The organism is Streptomyces sp. NPDC028289 (assembly GCF_055565975.1).
Map to the genome: position 1 here is coordinate 978,931 of NZ_JBVHTI010000004.1, position 21,078 is coordinate 1,000,008.

Here is a 21,078-nt window from a genome sequence, read left to right on the forward strand (position 1 = left end):
TCTAGATTCGGCCCGGAGTGTCCGCATCAGCGGTGCTGCGGGCGCTTGCTGCCGGCCGCAGGTCAGAGGCAGTGCAGGGCTCGGACCATCAAGCGCTTTCCAAAGCCCTGGCCGCGCACTGCGTCACTGTCTGTTGATGGATGAGACGCGTGAGCAATGCTCATGACTTGTGGATCGCCCCTCGGGAGGGCATGCGAAGGGCGTACCTTCCCGATGATCCTGTGACGGTCACCAAGTCAGGGCCCGCGTTGCAGCGCGGGTCAGGAAGGCACGCCCATGCTCAGCGTAGTCAATGAAGACGGCTCCACGTCCACCGGATCTCTGATCGACGAGATCGTGCGGGAAGGGGCCCGAAGAATGCTCGCCGCTGCTCTTGAGGCAGAAGTCGACCAGTACATAGCCGAGTTGGCCGCCGCGCGGGACGAACGCGGCCGCCGCCTGGTGGTGCGCAACGGTCATCACCGTCTCCGCGCCGTGACCACGGCCGCCGGCCCTGTTGAGGTACGGGTGCCACGGGTCAACGATCGTCGTGTCGACGAGGAGACCGGCGAGCGTCACCGGTTCTCCTCCAAGATCCTGCCGCCCTGGTGCCGCAAGTCCCCAAAGATCAGCGAAGTCCTCCCGCTCCTCCACCTGCACGGATTGTCCAGCGGCGACTTCGTGCCCGCACTCGAGCAGTTCCTCGGAAGCTCGGCCGGCCTGTCTGCAGCGACGGTCACCCGGCTCACCAGGCAGTGGCAGGACGACCACGCCGCCTTCCAGAACCGCGACCTGGCCGCCACCGATTACGTCTACGTGTGGGCCGACGGCGTCCACCCCAAGGTCCGCCTCGGCCAGGCCCACTCCTGCGTCCTGGTCCTGATGGGCGTCCGCCTCGATGGCACCAAGGAACTGATGGCGCTCGCGGAGGGTCTGCGGGAGTCCACCGAATCATGGGCCGACCTGCTGCGCGGCTGCCGGCCAGTGCGACCGCGTCGGCCATCTTCGCCCGGGTCCGCCGGGCGCCCGTCGCCGCGGCCTCGACCAGCCAGGCCGCCGCTCCAGGCCCGATCGCCAGGAACTGGGCCTCGGCCGGGTTCGTCGCCCGAGGTGTGCGCTCACCGCGCGGGGCGTCGGGGTAGTGCTCGTCGGCGATCCGGGGACTGCCCGGGGTCGAGCGCGGGTGGCGGGCGACCTCGACCGCGCTGCCCGTGACCATAGCGGTCACAATCAGCTCGTCGCCGTGGATGCGGACCCAGACACGCTCGTCGACGTACTTGTGCGGAACCGAGTAACGGACCGCCTCGACCGAGATTGTGGAGTCCTTGCCGACCCTGCGGGTCTCGCCGAACGCGGCGGTGAACGGCTGCTTGGGCACCGGGTGAAGCCGCAGCCGTTCTTCGGCCGGCAGCTCGGCCGGGATCCGGCGGGTCTCGCGGTGGACCCGACTGTTCACCTCGGTCATGAAGTTCTCGCAGAACTCCTGGAGTTCGGTGAAGTCGGAGTACTCGGTTCGCAGGTTCACCGCGGTGGGGACCAGGTCCCGCTTCGCGATCCGAACCGTCGCCTACGTCCCGCCCTTCGAGGCCGGGTCGGCCGGCATGCAGGACCGCACGACCGTCCCGTAGTAGCGGGCGATCGGCACCAGATCTGGGTTGCGGACCGCGATCCGGGCCACGTGCTCGACGGTGACGGTCCTCTCGTTGTCGGTCAGACAGTAGGTCGGCACCCCGCCAAGCGTCCGGAACGTCGCGTCCAGGCAGGCCGCCACCGTCGGCAGGGACTTGTCGAGCACGGGGATGGCCACCCGGAACCTCGACCAGGCCAGCCATGCGCACCACAGGCTGGTGCGTCTTCCGTCGATGCGCGGACCTTCGCCCCAGTCCCACTGCAGCCACATCGCCGGCTCGGGTATCCAGGGGCGGAAGACCCTACGGTTCCCGGCCCGGTAGGACTCCTTCACCGCCGCGACAGCCCGGCGGGTCGTACGGTCGGTACCGGTGAAGCCCATCGCGACGATCTTCTTGTGAACAGCGTCGGCACCGACCCTGCCGCGGGACCGCTCGACCAGTTCCTCGACCTTCGGCAGGAAGTCGTCGATCAGCCTCGACCGCACGGCCCGCTCTGTCGGATCGACCCCCTGCCCACGCAGTTGCACGTAACGCCGCACCGTGTGGTGGTCGCAGCCGGCCAGCTCGGCCGTCTTCCAGTAACTCCCGGTGAGGTCGTAAGCCTCAAGAATCTCCATGATCTCCTCATCGCTCTTCACCGTGCCCACTCTGTGTCATGGGCTTGGTGGGTCTGCGGGGCGATCAGCTGTCCATCACCGGGGAGGTTTCGTGTCCGCCAGCGGGGAGGCCAACTGACCGCCAGCGGGGAGTCTGCCGTGTCCTCCGACATGCTCGCAGCGCCGTGAGACGACGAGCCTGGACGGCAGTGCAGGTTGAAATCGGTTGTCGTGGGTGTGATGGATAACCCTGTTACGGCGAGGCATGCGTCGATCAGGTCAGCGCGGTACTGGACCGCTCCGGTTCAGCTCACGAAGCCCAGCGCAGGTTCCTCTTCTGGTCCAGGGCAGGGAAGTGGGGCCTGATGCGGCGCCGGACTATCGTCGCCGGTTCCGCGTAGACGTGGAGGCGCAGGCCGACGCCGCTGTCGAGCGCCCTCCGGAGTAATACCGAGCCCGGATGGGGGCCTTCATCCAGGCTCGACGTGCAGGTGGACAGTAGCCCGCCTAGCGTGTTGGCCGAAGGGAAGCACCACGCAGCTTGGCGTGACACCGGTTCAGTCGGGCTTCGGCCATCTGGGCGTCGGCATGAGCAGTGCCGGGGTGCCATGGGCTGCCCCGGTGCGCGTCTTCCCCACCCCCCTCCGGGAGTTCGGCATGTCCCGTATCACCATCAACGGCGTGACGGTGGACCCACTGGCCCAGGCCGATGACCTGGCCACCGCATCGCTGGTGTCCGAGGACGCCTCCGCGTCCAACTACCTCCTCGTCCAGACCACACACCCACCCACAGCCGAGGAGAAGGACGAACTCTCGGCGCTCGGGGTGGTGATCTACGAATACGTTCCGGACGACACCTATCTGTGCGGCTTCCGACCCACGGATCTTGACGCCGTGCGCGCCCTGCCGTTCGTGGCCTGGGCGGACGTGTACTTCAAGGGCTTCAAGATCGCCCAGTCGCTCCGGTCGAACCGGTTGCGCCCGGGGGTCGCCGTGCTGGCCGACCCTACGGAGGCGGTGGGTCCCCAGACCCGGACCGTCGACGTCGTCCTGCACGAGGACGTCGACGTGAGCACGGACGGGCTGCGGGACCGGATCGCGGCAGCAGCCGGTGTCAGCCCCGGCGACGTACACCCCGCGGGCGACAAGGTACGCATGACGATCCGGGACGAGGACCTGGCCGCTCTGGCCGCGCTCGATGAGGTGAAGGAGATCGAGGAAGTCCCCGAGAGAGTGCTGTACAACACCGTCTCGGGGAACATCATGAACGCCCACGTGTCTCTCAACGGCACGAAGTTCCGGGGCGAGGGCCAGATCGTGTGTGTCGCCGACACCGGGCTCGACAAGGGGTCCACCACCAATGTGCACCCCGCCTTCAGCGGCCGGGTCAAGCGCTTGGTCGCCCTGGGCCGTACGAGCCCCGCGCGAACGGACGACCCCGACGGGCACGGCACCCACGTGGCGGGCTCCGTCCTCGGCGACGGGACGTCGGCGTCGATGGGCGGAGCCATCACCGGCACGGCACCCGAGGCGCGACTGGTCCTGCAGTCCCTGTTGGCCGACGACGACTCGCTGTCCGGCATCCCGCCGAACCTGCGTAACCTCTTCGAACCGCCCTTCCTGGAGGACGGGGCGCGGATCCACACCAACTCGTGGGGTCCGGTCACCCCGGGCCTGCCGTACAACAAGGCCGCACGCGAGGTCGATCAGTTCGTCTGGGACAACAAGGACTTCGTCATCTGCTTCGCCGCGGGCAACGACGGTACGGACCGCGACGGTGACGGACGGATCAACCTGAGGGCCGTCAGCGGGGAGACCGGGGCAAAGAACATCATCACCGTCGGCGCCAGCGAGGGCGACCGCCCCCTGATCCCCCACACCTATGACGAACTGAGGCCGCTCTCGTATCCCGCTCCGCCGATCCGCGGCGACAGGATGGCGGACAACCCCGCCGGGATGGCGGCCTTCAGCAGCCGCGGCCCCACCCAGGAAGGCCGGATCGCGCCCACTGTCGTCGCTCCCGGCACGGCGATCCTTTCGACGCGCTCGCGCATCGCGCCCGACAACGGTCTCTTCGGCGTCTCCACGGACCCCGCGTTCATGTTCGACAGCGGCACCAGCATGGCCACCCCGCTGGTCGCCGGCTGTGTGGCGGTGCTGCGCGAGACGCTGGTGAAGAACGGCACGCCGAAGCCCAGTGCCGCGCTCATCAAGGCCATGCTGATCAATGGTGCCGATGAGCTCAAGGGCCAGTACCTCCCCTCCGAGGCGGGCCCCTCCCCCAACAACAACTCGGGCTTCGGCATCGTCAACCTCCAGCGCGCCGTCGTCCTCCCGACCGATGCCGGCCGGGCGGGCTTCACCGACGCCAAGGAACTGGACCAGGGAGAAGAGCGCGCGTTCAGCATCACGATCCCCGAGGGCGCGCCCGGCACCCTGAAGGTCACCCTCGTCTGGACGGACCCCCCTGGTCCGGCCCTGCAGAACGACCTCGACCTGATCGTCCGCGCAGGCGGTCAGGAACGCCACGGCAACATGGGCACGGATCCCGGGTTCGACCGTGTCAACAACGTCGAACAAGTGAACTGGCGGGAGATCCCCGCCGGGGAGGCCGAAGTCATCGTCCGCGCCTTCCGGATCACCCAGTTCACCCAGCCGTACGCCGTCGCCTGGCGCATCCTCTGACTCATATACGGGCACTGTCTTGGCCCGTCGGGCCGAGACATCGGTCACGGGTCGGGCGCCATCCGCCTCCAGGCCAGGAGATCGCGTCCATCAAAGACGCCGGTTCCTGGCCCGGTTTCAGCGTCTGGCCCAGCTGCAGCACGACCGCGGCAGGTTGTGCCAATCGCGCCTGGACAGGACTGCCCCGGCGCGACGGTCCTCCAGCGTGGACGAGAACCGGCTGAAGCTGATCAGCGGGGAGCCGAGCAGTACGTCGAGCGTGTCGTCGTCTGCTCCGCTGACAACGCCGTGTACCCCCCGCCCGTCACAGAGCAGGCCAGGGCTGTGACCGTTTTTGCGGTGATGGTTGAGTCTGCGTGCGTGATCACGGGCGTGGAGATCGCACAGGAGATGGGGCGCCGGATTCCCGGCCAGCGGCACGCCTGCGGGCGGCGCTAGGCGTAGCCCCTGCCGATCCATGAGGGGTGAGATGCGACACCGCACCACCGGCGATAGCATGGACATAACGGCCGCGCGAGCCCAGTGACCGGTGGCCGAATTCCCGTAGCGTTCCTTCGTGTTCCTTCGTTCCCTGGGCCCGCAGACTGCGGGAAAGGAGATGGAACACGATGAGTCAGACAGACACCCTCATCGCCATTGAGAAGACCCAAGTGGGATACCACGAAGGCTTCTCTAACGGCCACTACAACAACCATCAGAAGTTTTCCCCCGCCGTTCCCGGACTGGAGTGGTCACAGAACCAGTCATGGTGTCAGACCTTCCAGTCCTGGGCCTTCCAGCAGGCCGGCGTGAAAAATCTGGCACCTGTGACCGCATCTTGCCCGACGGCTGTCAACTGGTACAAGAGCCGCGGCAGGTTCTCGTATTACCCCGCTATCGGGGCGATGGTATTTTTCGGCCACTCGGGAGGCCAACACGTCGGACTCGTCTACAAGTACGACGCGGATCATACGTACACCATCGAAGGGAACACCAACGCCAACGGTTCGTCCGAGGGCGACGGGGTGTACCTGAAAAAGCGTGCCCGCCGGGACAGTTATCTCTACGGATACGGGCTGCCGAAATTCGCGGAGGGAATCGTCACGGCTGATCCGGGTTTGAAGAACAAGCCCGGATATACCTATATGGCCGCTGCCTCGTCCCGTGCGTCCGATGCACTGCCCATGGCAGAGGTCGAAGAGGCGCTGCCGTGGGTGTCCTCGAACCAGCTCTCCTGGGCGGCCTCTCACCCCACTGCCGAGGAGCAGGCCGCGGGAAACGGCGGAGGCACCACGACTGACGATGTCGCTCTCGTACAGAATGCGCTGGAGAACGTCATGGGCGTTGCCCCGGACGACCCGCACTCCGTGTTCGAGGCGGAGACACAGGAGCTCTTCGAGCGATTCCGCGCGGAGAAGCTGGGCCACTCCGAGGCGAACGGCCACAGCATTCCCAGCACGCAGGAGCTGGTCGAACTGGGCAAGCAGTCAGAGCTGTTCAACGTCAGGGCGGGTTCGTCCCCGACCGCAGAGCAGCCCTGGGTCAGCCTGAACCAGGTGGTCTGGGCCTCGACGCACAGTGCCCAAGAGGAGCAGGCGCAGCCGGGTGGGAACGCCAGCCCGAAGGCCGATGTGGCTCTGGTGCAGGACGGGCTGGGGAGGGTCATGCACACGGTCGTGACCGATGAACGCGGGATCTTCGAGACCGCCACTCAGGCCCTCTACGATGAGTTTCGTCGTACGGTGCTGCGCTTCTCCGGCAGTGACGCCGTCGGGACGCCCGGAGCGCAGTCGCTGACGGAACTGGGACAGCGCGCCGGGCTGTTCCGGGTGCGCACCGGTTTCCCAGTGGGCGGGACGACGGATGGTACCGGCGTCCACGCCATGGGGCAGGTCGACCCGAAGCAGGTGACGTTCCATCGGTACACATCCGAGGGCACGCTGGAGGACTGGATCGCGCAGGCGAGTACGGCGGCCGGAGTCCAGGCGAGCAGCTACTGGGTGAAGGGCTTCAAGACAGCTGTCGCGCGCGAGTCGTCCGGCAATCCCAACGCCTGCAATCTGTGGGACTCCAACGCCAAAACGCCGCCCGCCTTCAGTAAGGTCAAGGACTTTGGGGACGGATATCTGCACGATGGACGGATCGTGAGGCTGAACGGCACGCTCACACATTTCCAGTGCTCCCGCGGCATCGTGCAGTGCATCCCGCAGACATTCGCCCAGCGCCACGCTCCCGGTACCTCGGTGAACATCTACGACCCTGTGGCATGCATCGCCGCCGCGATGCGGTACGTCCGCAGCCGGTACGGCGTCGCCATCGACGGTTCCAATCTCGCCAAGAGGGTCCAGCAGTTCGACCCCAACCGGCGTCCCCACCCGTACTGACGGCGACGCCGGACACGTACGACGAGCGGCGCCTGGCTCCGGTCGGAATACGGGACAACCCTCAGCTTTTCAGCGCACCCAACTAACCAGCAGGCCATGCCCGCTGAAGCCAAAACACCGCATGACTGCGTACTCACCGCAGAGCGTCAATAGCCCGCCGGGCGGTATTGCAGCGAATGATCTGCGCGGGCCGGCGCAAGCCGTGTGGCACAGGGAAGACGATGGCGTGGGCGGGGGGCCGGGCGACTTGCGCCCGCCGTTCCGGTGAGGCTCGGAGCATGGGTGACCGTGCGACTGGGGCGAACGGGGCAGGTCAGAGGCCGCCGGTAATGATCAGCCGGTTGGGGGTGTCGGAGCGGACACCGAGCACGACACCACCGGTGGCCGAGTGGTCGAGCCAGACGTGGACATCGTTGGTGGTGGCGTGGGGGTGTGCCGACAGGTACAGCGCGATCACGCCGGTCGCATGTGGCGCGGCCCAGGATGTAGCGCCGTCGTTCTCGGTGGTCGTACCGCCGCCGGCGAGGGCGGCGGTCACCTTCTGGCCGGGGGCGTACAAATCCACGCACCGTCCGTACCTCGATCCGTAGGAGCCGCCGTCGCTCCATGCGCGGTAGTTCGAGGTGGAAGCCGCGACGACGATCGTGCCGGGGACGCCGACCGGCGAGTGTTTGCAGGCGTCGTCATGGAAGTTGCCGGCCGACACCACCGTCGGGATCCCCGCGTCGACCATCTCCTTCACGGCGGACTCCAGGGCCGCCGACAGGTGGTCGAGGTTGAGCGACATGTTCACCACCGCGGGCTTCTGCGCATGCACGGTCACCCACTTGACCGACTTCACCAGGGCCGCGTCGGCCGCTGCCGGGGAGCCGCCGCCCTCGCCCTCGCACAGGATGCCCTGGACCCGTTCGAGCTCCGCCTTGGGCGCAACCCCGTATTTCGCCCCGCCGATGATGCCCGCGACGAACGTGCCGTGGCCGATGCCCGCTTCGCTGAAGCAGTCACCGGAGTCGTTCAGGCCCACGAAGTCGGCGCCGAGGTGAGCGCGCCCGCCAAACTCCTTGTGGGCGATGTCCATCATCTCCGGCAAGAGCAAGCAGAACGCGGTCAAGTCCATGGTGCTCACGGACGGGGACGACCGGTTGCTGTTCTGTAGCCCAACCAAGCCCGACAACTGCGCGGACATCACCCATGCCCGGCGGTTAGGGCTGGTCGGGCTCCTGGCCGACGGGTCCTCCGCAGAGTTTCTCGCAGATGCCGGCTACCAGGGGCTGGGTGCGCAAACCGATTGGGCGCATGGTGACCCCACCGCACCGCAAGCTCAAGCAAAACGCCCCGGACTGGTACGAGGAGATGTACGAGCGTCAGTGCAAGGCGCATTCCTCACGACCCATCCGGGTCGAGCACGGCGTCGCCCACTTGAAGAACTGGCGGGTACTGACCCGACACCTCGGCCGCCGCGAACACATGAGCAGATTGTCGGCACCACCGCGTCCGCCCCCTCGACCCCGACGCCGGAGCCACCGCCACGACTGGACCAGCCGCAATCCGGCACCTCTCACGGCCCTGCCCTCGGAAAAACAGAGCAACTGAGACCGCCGGTCGAGTCCCCCATCTCAAGATCCGGACCATACCCGGGCCAACTTCTGCCCTCTTCCCTTCACACCGCGCATTTGCACTGGTCAGAGCCATACAGACGGTGTACCACCAGCAGACGAAGAATCTGCTGGTGAGCTACTCGCCGAAGAAGCTCGGCTTCTTCTAGACGCCTACGGAAAGGCGCCTGACCTGGGTTTTCACCCGTCAGGCGCCCTCGCTCAACCCGCTCTCGACCGGGCCCGGCTTGCACGCCAACTCCCCATTCCTCCCACGACTGCACCCCTCCTGACCAGTGCTTCCGGACCAGTCACGGACCAAACCCCCGGTTCAGCCCTCGGTTCCGGGAATTCGACGAAATCCAAGCTGATCATCGAGGCGTTGGGGCCGGCCGATCTGAACGACGTCCCCGTCGATGTCAGCGCGGACGCGCTCCATCAGGCCAGCACCCAACTCGTCCAGGACTATCCGGGGATCCGTCCGCACGCCCTGCGCGCCGACTTCACGGCTTCCCTCGTCCTACCGACGTGGCCCGAGGACGGCCCACGCCTCATCGCCTTCCTCGGCAGCACGCTGGGGAATTTCCAACGCCCGGCACCTGGACCGTTCCTCCGCAGGCTCCGCGACACCCTCCGCCCCGAAGACTTCCTGCTCATCGGCGCTGACCTGGTCAAAACCGAGCAGGAAATGATCGCCGCGTACGATGACGCTCAAGGCGTCACGGCTGCGTTCGACAAAATATGTTGCACGTCTTGAACCGCGAGTTGAACGCCGACTTCGACCCGGATGCCTTCGACCACGTATCGGTGTGGAACGGTACGGAAAGCCACATCGAAATGAGGCTGCGCAGCCGAGTTGAACAGCTCGTCAAACTCAGGCACCTTGACCTGGCAGTGAATTTCGCGCGCGGAGAAGAATGGATCACCGAGCGGAGCGCGAAATTCACCCAGGACGGACTCCAGGTCGAAATGGCTGAAGCGGGTCTCCGTACGAATCAGGTCTGGTCCGACACCAACGCCGGCTTTGCACTCATTCTCGCCACCGCTCGCTGAACGCAGTGGTGCACGATCGTCGATAAGTCCAGATCGCTGCTCTGCTGACCGGCCGGCGGAGCAGCGACGGCTGGCAAGCGACGCGCGCTCGACCCGGACAAGCTCTCCGATGCAGACCGGATCCTGGCCACCGTGCTCTGCCTCCGCAAGATCGACACCCATGACCTGCTCGCCCGGCTCTTTGCCGTCACCGGAAGCACTCTCACACGGGCCGTCCAGGAAGCACGGCCCCTCTTCGACGAGCCCGATCACGCGATCCAGCCCTCAACCGCCAGATTCAGCACCCCGACCGACGTGGCCGCCCACCTCGACCAGTACGGCAGCCACTCCCCGCACAAGATCAAACCCGCATGTTGATTCTCTGCGAGCCCTTACCGGATATGTGCGCAGCTTTCAGGGATCGGCGCCGTCACATCGTGGACGGCCATCCGCAGCGGCACCTCGTACAGCGCCGGGCCCGCGGCACAGGGGCCACCGACGTTCCCGTGGCGTGCATAGCGGATGGTTACGCAGTTGGCCAGGACGCGATGTGCGATCGGCCGAGCCGCCTGAAGCTCACTCGCCCGTCCGGTCAGCGCGACACCACTACGTTGCGCGACGAACCGAGCCGCCTTCAACGCCGTCTGGCGGAGTTCACTCCGGTTCCTCCACGATCACGGGTCGCCGTCCAGCACCGTGTGGGTGCCGAAGCTTCGTGCGTGGTAAGTCAAGGGCGCGCCGTCGCCATGGTCGGCGTGCAGGACCTTGCCCAGCAGCACCATATGGTCCCCGCCGTCGACCATCGCCTCGATCTCACACGCCAGCCAGCCGAGCGCGTTCGGTAGTCGCGGCAGTCCATGGTCGAGCAGCCATCGGGTGTCCGCGAACTTGGCGGCCCCGCCCTTGCGGGCGAAGCGCAGGGCGACATCCGAGTGCGCCGAGCCCAGCACGTTGACGCCGAACCGGCCGGACCGACCCACGATGCTCAACAGCTCACTCGTCCGGTCCAGGGAGACGAGAACCATCGGAGGGGAAAGCGACAGGGACGCGAACGCGCTGACCGTTGTACCGTGCGGAACTCCCTCCTGGATTCCCGTCACGACCGTTACCGGCGTGACGACTTGGGCCATCGCGTCGCGGAACATCCGTGACAGGTCGCCCGAATCCAAGCTGCTCTCAGAGCTGCTCGTCGTGGAAATCGCCGTCATCACTACACCTCCGAGTGCTCGTTTCCCCGCCCTGTCGCGGGCTCCCATGAGGGCCGCGCCCTGCAACTGAGCGCGGGGCCGGTTCCCGCGTCAGCGGCCGGGCCAGGCAGCCACTGCCGCTCTCCACGCTCACTTCGATGAGCAGAAGGGCGACTTCGCCCGAACAGCCTGCCCAGGGCGCTCGTCGTCGGCTGCCCTGGGCTCGTCAACAGCGATGTGGTCACTGCCGACGGACTTCGGTGGGAGGCGCCTCCGGCCCGCGCCCGACCTGGCGGAGAAAGGCATCGATGCGGTCGTTCGCCTGGTCCGCGAGGGGGATGGGGGCTCCGGTGAAGACATGGCCGCCGCCGGGATAAACAGCTATTTCGGCCTCGTTGCCGGCCGCGATCCAGCGGGCGTGCATGAACAACGAGTCATCCAGGAACGGATCCAGAGTGCCCACCGTGAACAACGCCGTCGGAAGATCCCGCAGATCCGCGAACAAAGGCGACAGATCCGGATCCTGGCGTTGTTCGCTCAGGGGCGCGACCGCGTTCGTACATGCTCGGATCATGTCCACCGAAACCGGCACCGCATCGGCGCCGAGCAGGGTCTGGCTCGGGGTCATCGAGAGGTCGAAATTCCCGAAGACCAGGTTCGCCGCCTGGAACCCGGTGGACCCGAGTCGCTCGCGCAGCCGGACCAGGACGGAGGCCGCGAGTGTCGCGCCCGCCGACAGGCCACCGATCGCGAGCGCATCGGTGCCGAACTCCGACTTCGCATTCTCGATCAGCCACAGCGCCGCGGATTCGGCGTCGTCCCAAGCCGCGGGGTGAGGGTGCGCGGGCGCCAGCCGGTAGTCCACGTCGATGCAGGCGAGCCCGGTGTTCCGCACGATCCGCTCCAGCTCCTGATCCGACTGCGCCGCGCTGCCACTGACGAACCCGCCGCCGTGGAAGTTCAGGTAGACGCCCTTGGGGCGGTCCGGAGCGATGACCCGCAAAGCCAGTTCGTGGCCGCCCCGCCCCGCTATCCGGATGGTGCGAGCCCACTCCGAAGGCTGTGTGGGAGGCATCGGAATGCCGCCGCCCGCCTCAGGACCGGGCAAGCCCTTCACCAGCTCGCGAAGTCGCAGGTTGAACTCGGCTGTTTCGGGCGCGATGGCTTCCGCTCGGAACAACGTCCCGTCAAGCCCGCTCACCTGGACTGGTTCGGATGTCGTCATCGCGAACCGGCCTCACTCGCGCCCGCCGCAGATTCCGTGGCATCCCCGTCGATGCTGCTGGACGCCGGCCAGCTCTTGATCTCCGGCACGCAGTGCTCGGCGAAGCACCGCATGTTACGCACCGCCTCATCGTGAGGCATCCCGCCGAAGAACAGTTGCGGGAACATTCCCTGCGGATGGATCTGATCGCGCGTCCCCTCCAGTCGTTTCAGCACCTGGTCCGGGGTACCCGCGATGATCTGCGAGACGAAGCCGTCCACCATGCGCTCCACGTCCTCGTCGGTCTCGATCGCCGGGATGGGCCCGTAGGCCGGACGGCCACGCATCTGGTAGTGCCAGATGCCGACGCGCTGCGCGTTGCCCCCGTACAGGCGGGCGATCTCCTGCGCACGGTCTGCGCTCTCGTCCACCACGATGATGCTTGAGGCGAAAGGCGCCGGAGGCTTGTTGTCGGGGCCGTGCGCTTCCCGCCAAGCGTTCAGGTAGCTGTCGATCGGCAGCCCGCCTTCGGGCACCTTGAACGGAAGTGTGGTGGTCGTCAGCTGCCCCACTCCCAGCCGGCCGGCCTGGCGCTGGCTGTCGGGGGAGCCGAGGGCCGCGAACAGCCGCCCCTTGAAGGAACGGCCCGGTCGCGGGCGCAGCTCCACCCGCGGCTGCTGGAAGAACTCGCCGCCCTCCATCACGCCCGTCTCCAGTCCGTCCACGAGGAGCTGCAGCATCTCGTCGTAGCGCTGTCGCGCCGCCTCCGGATCAATGCGCAGGCCCTTGTACTCGCGCGGCGCCATGCCACGCCCGAGTCCGATGATCGCCCGGCCGTTGGACACCTCGTCGAGGGTGATGATCTGTTCGGCCAGACGGACCGGGTCGTGCCAGGGCAGAACGAGCACCTGGGTACCCAACCGGATCCGCCGCGTGCGGCCGGCGAGGTAGGACAGGAACATCAGAGGGTCCGGAGCGAGGGAGTGGCGGGTGAAGTGGTGCTCGGTGAGCCAGACGGAGTCCAGACCCAGTTCCTCCGCGAGCACCCACCGTTCGACCTCCTCGCGTAGGAACTGGCCGTCCGGGTAGTCGGCCTCCTCGCCGTCCGGACCATAGTGCTGAAGACCTGTGGCTATTCCTATGTGCATGCTGCTGCCTCCGGGAAATCGATTATTGGTTGTCGCGCGTGTATACCCGACACGAGAAGACCGAGAGCAGGGTCGGCAAGAACGGACCGGTGCTTCAGCCAAGCAATTCGGTGAGGGCGCGGCGCATCGACCTGTCGGCCGCGAGGCGTTCGAGATCGGGTTCTTCATCCGGTATCAGGGCGAGGAGCGCCTCCCGCCGGAGTTCGATCAGGCCCTTGGCCATGCGTTCGGTGAACACGTAGGGCTCGTCGTGGCGGATGACGTGCAGTACCTGACGGCCAACCCCCAACGGATCGCTGCCGAACGACGCGAGCATGCCCTTCAACATCTCGGGGTCCAGGCCGGCGTCGTGCGGCCCGAGGTCGGAACTGTCGACCCGTTATCGCTCCGGGCGCATGTCGCCGTGGTCGTGGATGTTCGTGTTGACCGCCGAAGGGCAGAGGACCGTGACCCCGATGTCCTCGGCCGCCAAGTCCTCGCGCAGGCACTCCATCATCGCGACGACACCGAATTTGGCGGTGGAACAGACTCCGCCGTTACCGGCGACCGTGATACCGCCGAGCGAGGCCGTTGCCATCACATGGCCGCCTTCCCCATGCGCACGAATTCGCGGCAGAACAGTGGTGACACCATTGATGACGCCGCCGAGATTGACCTCCAGCAACCAGTCCCAGTCCTCCCAGGTGGCCTGTGCGATGGGGGTGAGGACGCCGATTCCCGCGTTGTTGCACAACACGTGGATACGGGAGAAGACCCGCTCGGCCTCATCGGCCGCCCTGGACCAGGCCTCGCGGTCGGCCACGTCCAACTTGATGAGGTGGAACTCCGCTCCGCCTCGCGCCAGAGTCTCCTCGGCCGCCGCCAGATGGTCGTCCCTGATATCGACGACGACCACTTTCATGCCTGCTTGGGAGAACGCCTTCGCCATGCCGAGGCCGATACCGGAGGCACCCCCGGTGATGAACGCGACCTTTCCCGAAAGGTCCCGCATCTCAGCCTCCCTCCCCGACCGGACCGCGGTTTCCGGTCCGTCCCTGCGCTGTGTAGACAGCGCCCCACAGGTCAGGCGGCGGACCGCCGCCCGGCAGCGCGCGGTCGGGCGCTGCCTCACAGGCCGTTAGCAGAGGATCGAAATACCGCGCGATATCCTCGCGGAACTCGGCATGGGTGAGTACGTACATGTCGTTCCGGCGCATTCCCTCGAGCACTCGGCGCCCGACCTCGACGGCTTCCATCCCCGCTTCCATCGGCGAGCCCCGTGGCGGTAGCGGCGGGCCACCTGGGCTGTTTGACGGTAGGGGGGCGCGGGCCCCCCAGGTGTTGTTGCGTGTCAGGCCCGGACAGAGAACCGATACGCCGATGCCTGCATCGAGCAGTTCGGCGCGCAAGGCCTCCATCATGCCCAGCACTCCACGCTTGGCCACCGAGTAGATGCCGGAGATGTTCAAGGGCGTCAGCGCCGCCATGGACACCGTAGAGATGATGTGGCCGCCCTCGCCGTGCGCGAGCATCCTGCCCAGGAAAGCCTGCACGCCGTTCACGACCCCACCCAGGTCGACCCCGAGAATCCGGTCCCAGTCGTCGTAACCCGCATCCGCGATCCGCCCTAGCGAACTGATCCCCGCGTTGTTCACCAGGACATGGACGTGCCCGAACACATGCTCAGCCTCAACCGCCGCCCGCTGCCAATCGATGCGATCGGTTACGTCCAGAGGGATGAAGTGGAAGGAGCCGCCAGCCTGCGCCAGCAGGTCGCGGGCCTTGGCCAGGTGATCCTCACTGACGTCAGTGACGATGACCTTCATACCGCTTTCCGCGAAGGCTTGGGCTATTCCCAGACCGATGCCACTGGCCGCTCCGGTAACGAACGCGACCTGGCCTGCAACGTCTCTCATCGTGCATGACCTCCTCACCAAGCACCCCATCGCGTCCTGAATAGTAGGACCACAATGTCGCTAGATAGGACAAGTGAAGCCGAGGGGAGTCGGCAAGTCAAGGGCGGATGACCGTGAAGCGGGACGGGTGTGTCCCGCACAGCGGTCATTGCGTTGACGAGTGCCCCCAGCGCCACGTACACGGAACCCGCCTCACAGGCTGGCGGCGACGCCGAGACAAGATCACCGAGCGGGCCACCGCGATGCTCCGGTCCCTCGCCACAGCCGCCCACACCCAGGGGCAGCACCGCTGGAAGTGCACAGTGCGTAGGTCACCGCTTGCGGCTGGGGAGGCAAGCGTCGGCGTTCGTGTCTTGTGTCGGCTTCGCCGTGGGCGCGGGTGGGACGCGTGGATCTCTCACAGGCCGCGTTGTCCGCGTGGGCGCCGACCGTACCCATCGCCCCTGGCTCGGTGGCGGCGCGGCAGGACCGCGGTGAAGTAGGAGCCGTCGGGCAGCGGGCGGCGTACAGTCGGGCGCCGCTTGCGGCTGGAGCGCGGCACGGAACGGGCCCCAGTGTCCTGCACGGCCCGAAAGAAGTCGGGCGCGTAGTAGTCGGCGTCGGTCGGCAGGAACATCATCGATGCATGCAGGTGTACCAACAGACCTAGCGCCGAAATGAGCCCATCGACGTCATCGGCTCCGAAGACCACGTCCACCAGAGCCCGTGTGCCCGCCCTCCACGAGGGCCACCGTGCGAACCAAGGGGCGGCCGAACGTGCAGACCCTTCCGCTGTGTTTGCGAAAGTGCCAGGTAAGCGCCTTCTCGCGCCTTCTGTCGTCTTCCATCGGGGCCTACACCTGGTCGCCGTGGACGGTACGACCCACAGGACTGGGCGCGATCTTGGCCGAGGCCGCCTGGCAGGAGGATCGCCCGAAGAAGGCCAGGGCGAGCACGAAGCACACCACGACGCGTGCCGGGAACGGCGTTGGCCTCTAGCGGGAGACCGAAGCCGCCGGCCAGCTGGGGACGTTCGTGTGGCCACAACCGCGGGGAAGTCCCTACGTCGGCAATCGCCCCCCCACCACTCCGTTGTGCCACCACGCTGCTTTCAGCGGCGGCCGCGACCGTCAGGCGTACCTCCGACGATCAGTTCTGCGAGTTCAGCCGGACGTGTCAGGAACGGCGAGTGGTCCGTAGGCCACTCGATGACCTCGGATGCGTTCGCTGCCATCTTGCGCTGCGACACCGGTGGCAGAGCCTGGTCGTTCGTGCACACTAGGTAGGTGCTCGGAATCGAGCGCCACGCAGCTTCGGCGTCCGACACGCTGGGGCCCTCCAGCGGCATGGGACGCAGGCGCGCGACCCAGGCGGTGGCCGCCTGCGCGTCGGCGTCGCCGTAAAACACGGCGGCGGCCGCCTGCGGATCCACCCTCAGCTCGAGTCCGTCGATGAGGAGCGACGCGCCGAGGAGACTGCTTGTGGCCGGCACGTCCTCATCGCGCGGATCGCCGAGAAACGCCGCGACATAGACGAGCCGAGCCACAGGAAGGCCGGTCGCAGCCTGGGTGATCACCCGCCCACCGTAGGAGTGCCCGACGACGATCGCGTCGCCTCCCGCAGCCTGGATCGCCGAGCGGGCTGCGGCAACATCCTCGGCAAAGCCGGTCAGTGGCAGTTCGACGGCTGTCGCCTCGACACCGCGATGCTGCAACTCGGCGACGACGCCGTCCCAGCACCAAGCTCCGTGCCAAGCTCCATGGATCAGTACAACCTTTGTCACTGTGCAACTCGTTCCATCCAGGGGCCGGCGAGGCCATCTGTCACGGCTCAGCCGACAAGCCGACTTGGAGCCCCGCTCCGCGCCGTCAATGAAGTAGGGCAACTACTCGCAACACTGCGGGCAACCGCAAACAGGGGCTACGGACGCACGGCGAGGTCGATGTCCAACACGTCACCTGCCCGCAGACGACAGCTGGTGGCGGTCGATCCATTCGAACATCAACTCAAGCACCTGGGGCATCTTGGAAGCGGCGCAGTGTCCGGTGTCCGGAAGCAAGTGGACTTCCGTGTCCCGGCGGCCGACGAAGACAAGGGTGTCCTGCTGTGGAACATGGACATCACCGGCACCATTGATGACCAGCATCGGCACGTTCGTGTTCAGGTTGAGCAGCGGGCGCAGGTCGAACGGCGGCCAGATCCGGGCCAGTTGCGCATCATTCGGTTCATGGTCGAACCCCAACGCATTGCCGACGCTGCCCTCCATGCCATACGCGAAGGTCCGATCCCGGGCGAATGCCGCTTCGATGGGACCGCCGATGACGATCGCCGCGTCGACATCCCCTGCCAGGCCCGAGCAGGCCGAGAAGTGACCGCCCATCGATATGCCGAGATGCAGGACGCGCCCGTTGCCCAGCGCTCGTGCCTCGATGGCCAGGGCGCGCACCAGGTCAGCGCCGTCCTCCGAGTCCATGGGGCCGGCACATTCACCCGTGCCCGGAATGTCGAAGGCCAGCACGCCCATACCGGTTCGCAGGGCGACCGCCTCGAAGAGCCCGTGGAGATCCATTTTCCAGGTGTCCACTCCACCGCTGGCGAGCAGGACGGGGGCATCGCCTGACCAGCCCGGCGGAGTGAGAAAGTGCGCGGGTACAGCGGTGACCCCCTCGCCACAGGGCACCTGGACGGCCCGGCGCTGAAACCCGACCTTGAAATCGGGAGCGGCAAGCAGGTATTGCTTGAGCTGCCGCTCCAGCGCCGTGCGCTTGGCGTCGTCGGCCAGCGTGGGAAACTTCGCCCATCCGTAGGCCAGCGCCGCAAGCTGATGCTCCCCAAGCTCCGCATATCCGGCGGCCAGTCGCGACCACTCGTACACCCAGCCGCCCGGCTCGTCGAGCCACATGTCAGTGACCGTCGATCGGACGGTGTCGACGCCCACGGAAGGCAAACCGTTGTTCACCATCTGCCAGTACCGCTCGACGAACAGGTCCTCGGGGGCGACCTTCCACCGGTAAGGCATGCGAATACCTACTTCCCAAACAGCGCTGATACAGGACTTTTGCTTTGGACGCCGCAGGGAGCACGCCCCTGGCCCTGTCGGGACAACGACATCAAGCCTGCTGAACCGTCGGCCGGCCGGCGTCCGAGACACACGGGTGAGGGGTGACCTCCTGACGGAGAAACACGTATGCGCCTGACCGGGAGCGGTCTGCTTCACCCGCCCCGGCGAAAGCGGGCCGCCGCCACGACACCCGGCGTCAGCAGGAAGTGCCTCCGATCCACCCATGACGAAGAGGTCATCGCCGCCGCGGACACGGGAGCGGAAGGGGTCAGCACGGTGAGGCAAGCAGGACCCCGAGGTTGCGGCTCGGACGAAAGCTGCCGCTCTGTCACACAGGTCCTCCTCACCCCGGCCAAGGGCTGGCTCCACGCATCCGACCGGCTCACCGGTCCTCGACAGGAGTGCTCAGCTCTCAGCGCTGGTGATGCATCCACTCCACCTCACCAGACACTATTGTCCCGCTTAACAGAACTCAAGTTTCACATCGAAGGACACTGACAAACGCTTCCGGTATCGTCTGCGCCTGCGTCGACACCTCGCCGGCGGCTCTCCGCCGCATTTGCCGCCGCCCCGGCCGTCCGGCCGCCAGGCGCTGCCGCCCGTTATCGAAGCGCTGCCCTGCGGCTAGGGGTCGGCTCCCAGAGCGGCCGCCGACCGACCCACACCCGATCAGCACGTGAAGGTAGCGATGCGACTCTCAGCTCAGCCACCAAAGCATCACAGGTTCCCCGATCACCCCGCCCAGTCGCCGCTGTCTCAAGCGCGTCGACGGGCCGTGCACCTGGACTTGGCCTACCTCGTACCCAACGCCCTGTGCTTCGGCACCGCGGTCACCTTGATCGCGCTCCCTGGCGATCTGCTCGCCACGCGACTGTTCAGCACCGACATGACCGTGGGCCTGTCGCTGTATCTGCTCCAGGCAGTGGCCCTGCTGGCAACGGCCCGCCGCTTCGACCATCGCAGTGCACGCCTGCTGGACCCGCTGCAGCACGCACCCGCCGAGGCGAACGCAACCGCCGTGCCCGTCCAGCAGATCGGAGGGTTCAGATGAATCACAGCAGCACCTTCCTCGCGGCGGCGGCCGATGATCCCTACGCCTTGGTCCTCAGCTCCTTCATGCTCTTCATGGTCCTCGCCCTCTTCGGCTCGGTCTTCGCGGGCCTGCGCGGAGACTCTCCGTCGGAGTTCTACATCGGTGACCGGCAGGGTTCGGCATTGAAGAACGGCCTGGCCTTGGCGGGATGCTATGTCTCCACATCTTTGCTGCTCAGCGTGACCGGTGTGGTGGCAACCGTCGGCTTCGACGGCATCACCGCCGCGACCAGCGTGCTTCTGTCGATGGGTGTCCTCCTTCTGCTGGCACGCCCTCTGCAGCTCAGCGGCTCCCTCACACTCGGCGACCTCTTCTCGCTCCGGGCGCCGGGCACCGCGCCTCGGGTGGCCGCCGCGGTGGCCACCCTCGCGGTCACCGCTCCGTACCTCGTGGCTCAGCTCATGGCCGCCGGAAACGTCACCGCGGCACTCCTCGGGTATTCCGGCATCGGGGTGCAGCAGATGTGCACCGTGCTCATCGGAGGCCTGGTGGTCACCTGCGGCATGCTCAGCGGCGCCAAGGGGCTCACCGTGATACAGGTGATAGCCGCTGCCGTCACGCTCGCGGCCATGATCTTCGCGTCCCTGGCCGTGCTCCGCCTCTTCCACGGAGATGTCGGCTCCCTGCTCACCGCCGCGGACGCGCACAGCACCCGTCCCGGCCGGTATCTGAGTACCGGTGGCCTCTTCAACGTCGGACCGACACCACGTCTGGACATCGCCGCGGGCCAGGTCATGACCGTCCTGGGCGGTGTCTGCATGCCTCACGTCCTCAGCCGCGTCTCTGCGGCAAAGGACACCGCCACAGCACGCCGCTCCGTCCGGTACGCGACCGGTGTCGTCGCGCTCGTGTGTGTCACCGTGCTCATTCTGGGCATGGGGGCATCGGCCCGAGTCGGTGCCGACACCATTCTCTCCGGACAGTCCAATGCGGACGACTCACTGATGCTCGTTGCCAGCAGTCTGGACGACCGGCTGGGAAGTGGCACGAGCCGTCTGCTTTTCACCTCGCTCGCCTGCGCGATCTTTCTCAGCGTGCTCGCCGTCGTGGGCGCCACCACGCTGGCAGCGGCCGCCGCCCTGGCCCGGGACACGTACCACCATCTCGTTCGGCGCAGGCAGTCCAACTCCACGCGTGAAACCATGGTGGCGCGCATAGCCGTCCTGCTCTTCGGCGTCCTCGGCATGCTGCTCGCCGTACTCGCGCAGGGACGCTCCGCCGCTTTCCTGGCTCAGCTCGCCACGGCAGTGGCCGCGTCGACCGTGGCCCCGGTTCTGCTCTACACGTTCTACTGGGACCGCTTCAACCGAACGGGCCTGCTGTGGGCCGTGTACGGCGGAATCATCCTGAGTGGCGGCCTGGCGGTGTTCTCGCCCTCCGCCTCAGGCAGCTCTCAGGCCTTCTTGCCGAGCGCCGACTTCGCCTGGTTCGACCACAGCACCCCGGTTCTGGTCTCCGTCCCGGCCGCCTTCCTGCTGGGATGGGCGGGCAGCCTCGTGGGGCACCGTCGAGCCCACAGACACCAGGCAGAGGACGCATCGGTGACCAGCGCTGTCCTGCTCGTCGGGCGGACGGCCGCCACAGCGGTAGCAGCTGGGCGGCGAGCCGAGCGAAGTGACTGAGCAGGGGT

Annotated in this window: 13 protein-coding genes and 4 pseudogenes; 7 read left to right on the forward strand and 10 right to left on the reverse strand. The window is 66.9% G+C overall.

What is annotated here, in order from left to right; genetic code table 11:
* Positions 1-276 precede the first annotated feature (276 nt).
* Positions 277-960, forward strand: a pseudogene (locus ACZ4UV_RS24475) (transposase); the annotation flags it as partial.
* Here ACZ4UV_RS24475 and ACZ4UV_RS24480 read toward each other — a convergent pair.
* Positions 959-2,248: pseudogene (locus ACZ4UV_RS24480) on the reverse strand (IS21/IS408/IS1162 family transposase); the annotation flags it as partial. The pseudogenes ACZ4UV_RS24475 and ACZ4UV_RS24480 overlap by 2 nt on opposite strands.
* Before the next feature lie 504 nt (positions 2,249-2,752).
* On the opposite strand from ACZ4UV_RS24480, the gene ACZ4UV_RS24485 reads away from it, so the two are divergent.
* Both ACZ4UV_RS24485 and ACZ4UV_RS24490 read left to right on the forward strand, forming a co-directional pair.
* A complete protein-coding gene (locus tag ACZ4UV_RS24485) occupies positions 2,753-4,891 on the forward strand; it encodes a S8 family serine peptidase (RefSeq protein WP_451017947.1) in 2,139 nt (712 codons plus the stop codon).
* 608 nt (positions 4,892-5,499) lie between these two features.
* Positions 5,500-7,254: a hypothetical protein gene (locus ACZ4UV_RS24490; protein ID WP_467840630.1), complete on the forward strand. Its 1,755-nt coding sequence runs from the start codon at positions 5,500-5,502 to the stop codon at positions 7,252-7,254.
* Positions 7,255-7,567: 313 nt separating this feature from the next.
* Here the strand turns inward: ACZ4UV_RS24490 and ACZ4UV_RS24495 are convergent, their stop codons facing one another.
* The gene (locus tag ACZ4UV_RS24495; protein ID WP_451021392.1) at positions 7,568-8,371 is read right to left on the reverse strand and encodes a S8 family peptidase; all 804 of its coding nucleotides are present in this window, start codon (positions 8,369-8,371) and stop codon (positions 7,568-7,570) included.
* An 860-nt stretch (positions 8,372-9,231) separates the two neighbouring features.
* Here ACZ4UV_RS24495 and ACZ4UV_RS24500 point away from each other — a divergent pair.
* Positions 9,232-9,902 (forward strand): annotated as a pseudogene (locus ACZ4UV_RS24500) (L-histidine N(alpha)-methyltransferase).
* A 96-nt stretch (positions 9,903-9,998) separates the two neighbouring features.
* A pseudogene (locus ACZ4UV_RS24505) lies at positions 9,999-10,259 on the forward strand (ISAzo13 family transposase); the annotation flags it as partial.
* 296 nt (positions 10,260-10,555) lie between these two features.
* Here the strand turns inward: ACZ4UV_RS24505 and ACZ4UV_RS24510 are convergent.
* The 8 genes from ACZ4UV_RS24510 to ACZ4UV_RS24545 all read right to left on the reverse strand — a co-directional run bounded on the left by ACZ4UV_RS24510 (position 10,556) and on the right by ACZ4UV_RS24545 (position 18,313).
* Positions 10,556-11,089, reverse strand: a complete 534-nt coding sequence (locus tag ACZ4UV_RS24510; RefSeq protein WP_451021393.1) for a flavin reductase family protein — start codon at positions 11,087-11,089, stop codon at positions 10,556-10,558.
* 220 nt (positions 11,090-11,309) lie between these two features.
* Entirely contained in the window at positions 11,310-12,293 is a 984-nt protein-coding gene (locus ACZ4UV_RS24515) for an alpha/beta hydrolase (protein WP_451021394.1), read from the reverse strand.
* On the reverse strand, positions 12,290-13,420 hold the full coding sequence (locus ACZ4UV_RS24520) for an LLM class flavin-dependent oxidoreductase (RefSeq protein ID WP_451021395.1): 1,131 nt from the start codon (positions 13,418-13,420) through the stop codon (positions 12,290-12,292). Before ACZ4UV_RS24520 ends, ACZ4UV_RS24515 begins: the two co-directional genes overlap by 4 nt.
* A gap of 94 nt (positions 13,421-13,514) precedes the next feature.
* Positions 13,515-13,736 carry a hypothetical protein gene (locus tag ACZ4UV_RS24525; RefSeq protein ID WP_451021396.1) on the reverse strand — a complete coding sequence of 74 codons (222 nt, stop codon included), beginning with the start codon at positions 13,734-13,736 and terminating at the stop codon, positions 13,515-13,517.
* A 63-nt stretch (positions 13,737-13,799) separates the two neighbouring features.
* A complete protein-coding gene (locus ACZ4UV_RS24530) occupies positions 13,800-14,411 on the reverse strand; it encodes an SDR family oxidoreductase (protein ID WP_451021397.1) in 612 nt (203 codons plus the stop codon).
* A gap of 1 nt (position 14,412) precedes the next feature.
* Entirely contained in the window at positions 14,413-15,315 is a 903-nt protein-coding gene (locus ACZ4UV_RS24535) for an SDR family oxidoreductase (RefSeq protein ID WP_467840636.1), read from the reverse strand.
* Positions 15,316-16,405: 1,090 nt separating this feature from the next.
* Positions 16,406-17,077 carry an alpha/beta hydrolase gene (locus ACZ4UV_RS24540; RefSeq protein WP_467840639.1) on the reverse strand — a complete coding sequence of 224 codons (672 nt, stop codon included), beginning with the start codon at positions 17,075-17,077 and terminating at the stop codon, positions 16,406-16,408.
* Between the two features lie 171 nt (positions 17,078-17,248).
* Positions 17,249-18,313: an alpha/beta hydrolase family protein gene (locus ACZ4UV_RS24545; protein WP_451019762.1), complete on the reverse strand. Its 1,065-nt coding sequence runs from the start codon at positions 18,311-18,313 to the stop codon at positions 17,249-17,251.
* Positions 18,314-19,130: 817 nt separating this feature from the next.
* Here ACZ4UV_RS24545 and ACZ4UV_RS24550 point away from each other — a divergent pair.
* Together ACZ4UV_RS24550 and ACZ4UV_RS24555 are read left to right on the forward strand one after the other, a co-directional pair.
* Positions 19,131-19,406 (forward strand): hypothetical protein, encoded by a 276-nt coding sequence (locus tag ACZ4UV_RS24550; protein WP_451019763.1) that lies wholly within the window; start codon positions 19,131-19,133, stop codon positions 19,404-19,406.
* Positions 19,403-21,070 (forward strand): sodium:solute symporter family transporter, encoded by a 1,668-nt coding sequence (locus ACZ4UV_RS24555; RefSeq protein WP_451019764.1) that lies wholly within the window; start codon positions 19,403-19,405, stop codon positions 21,068-21,070. Before ACZ4UV_RS24550 ends, ACZ4UV_RS24555 begins: the two co-directional genes overlap by 4 nt.
* Positions 21,071-21,078 lie beyond the last annotated feature (8 nt).

Bases quoted from the DNA above. Each gene is read 5' to 3' on its own strand.
- ACZ4UV_RS24490 (WP_467840630.1), top strand. From the start codon at position 5,500: ATGAGTCAGACAGACACCCTCATCGCCATTGAGAAGACCCAAGTGGGA.
- ACZ4UV_RS24495 (WP_451021392.1), bottom strand. From the start codon at position 8,371: ATGGACTTGACCGCGTTCTGCTTGCTCTTGCCGGAGATGATGGACATC.
- ACZ4UV_RS24510 (WP_451021393.1), bottom strand. From the start codon at position 11,089: ATGACGGCGATTTCCACGACGAGCAGCTCTGAGAGCAGCTTGGATTCG.
- ACZ4UV_RS24515 (WP_451021394.1), bottom strand. From the start codon at position 12,293: ATGACGACATCCGAACCAGTCCAGGTGAGCGGGCTTGACGGGACGTTG.
- ACZ4UV_RS24520 (WP_451021395.1), bottom strand. From the start codon at position 13,420: ATGCACATAGGAATAGCCACAGGTCTTCAGCACTATGGTCCGGACGGC.
- ACZ4UV_RS24525 (WP_451021396.1), bottom strand. From the start codon at position 13,736: ATGCTCGCGTCGTTCGGCAGCGATCCGTTGGGGGTTGGCCGTCAGGTA.
- ACZ4UV_RS24530 (WP_451021397.1), bottom strand. From the start codon at position 14,411: ATGCGGGACCTTTCGGGAAAGGTCGCGTTCATCACCGGGGGTGCCTCC.
- ACZ4UV_RS24535 (WP_467840636.1), bottom strand. From the start codon at position 15,315: ATGAGAGACGTTGCAGGCCAGGTCGCGTTCGTTACCGGAGCGGCCAGT.
- ACZ4UV_RS24545 (WP_451019762.1), bottom strand. From the start codon at position 18,313: ATGCCTTACCGGTGGAAGGTCGCCCCCGAGGACCTGTTCGTCGAGCGG.
- ACZ4UV_RS24555 (WP_451019764.1), top strand. From the start codon at position 19,403: ATGAATCACAGCAGCACCTTCCTCGCGGCGGCGGCCGATGATCCCTAC.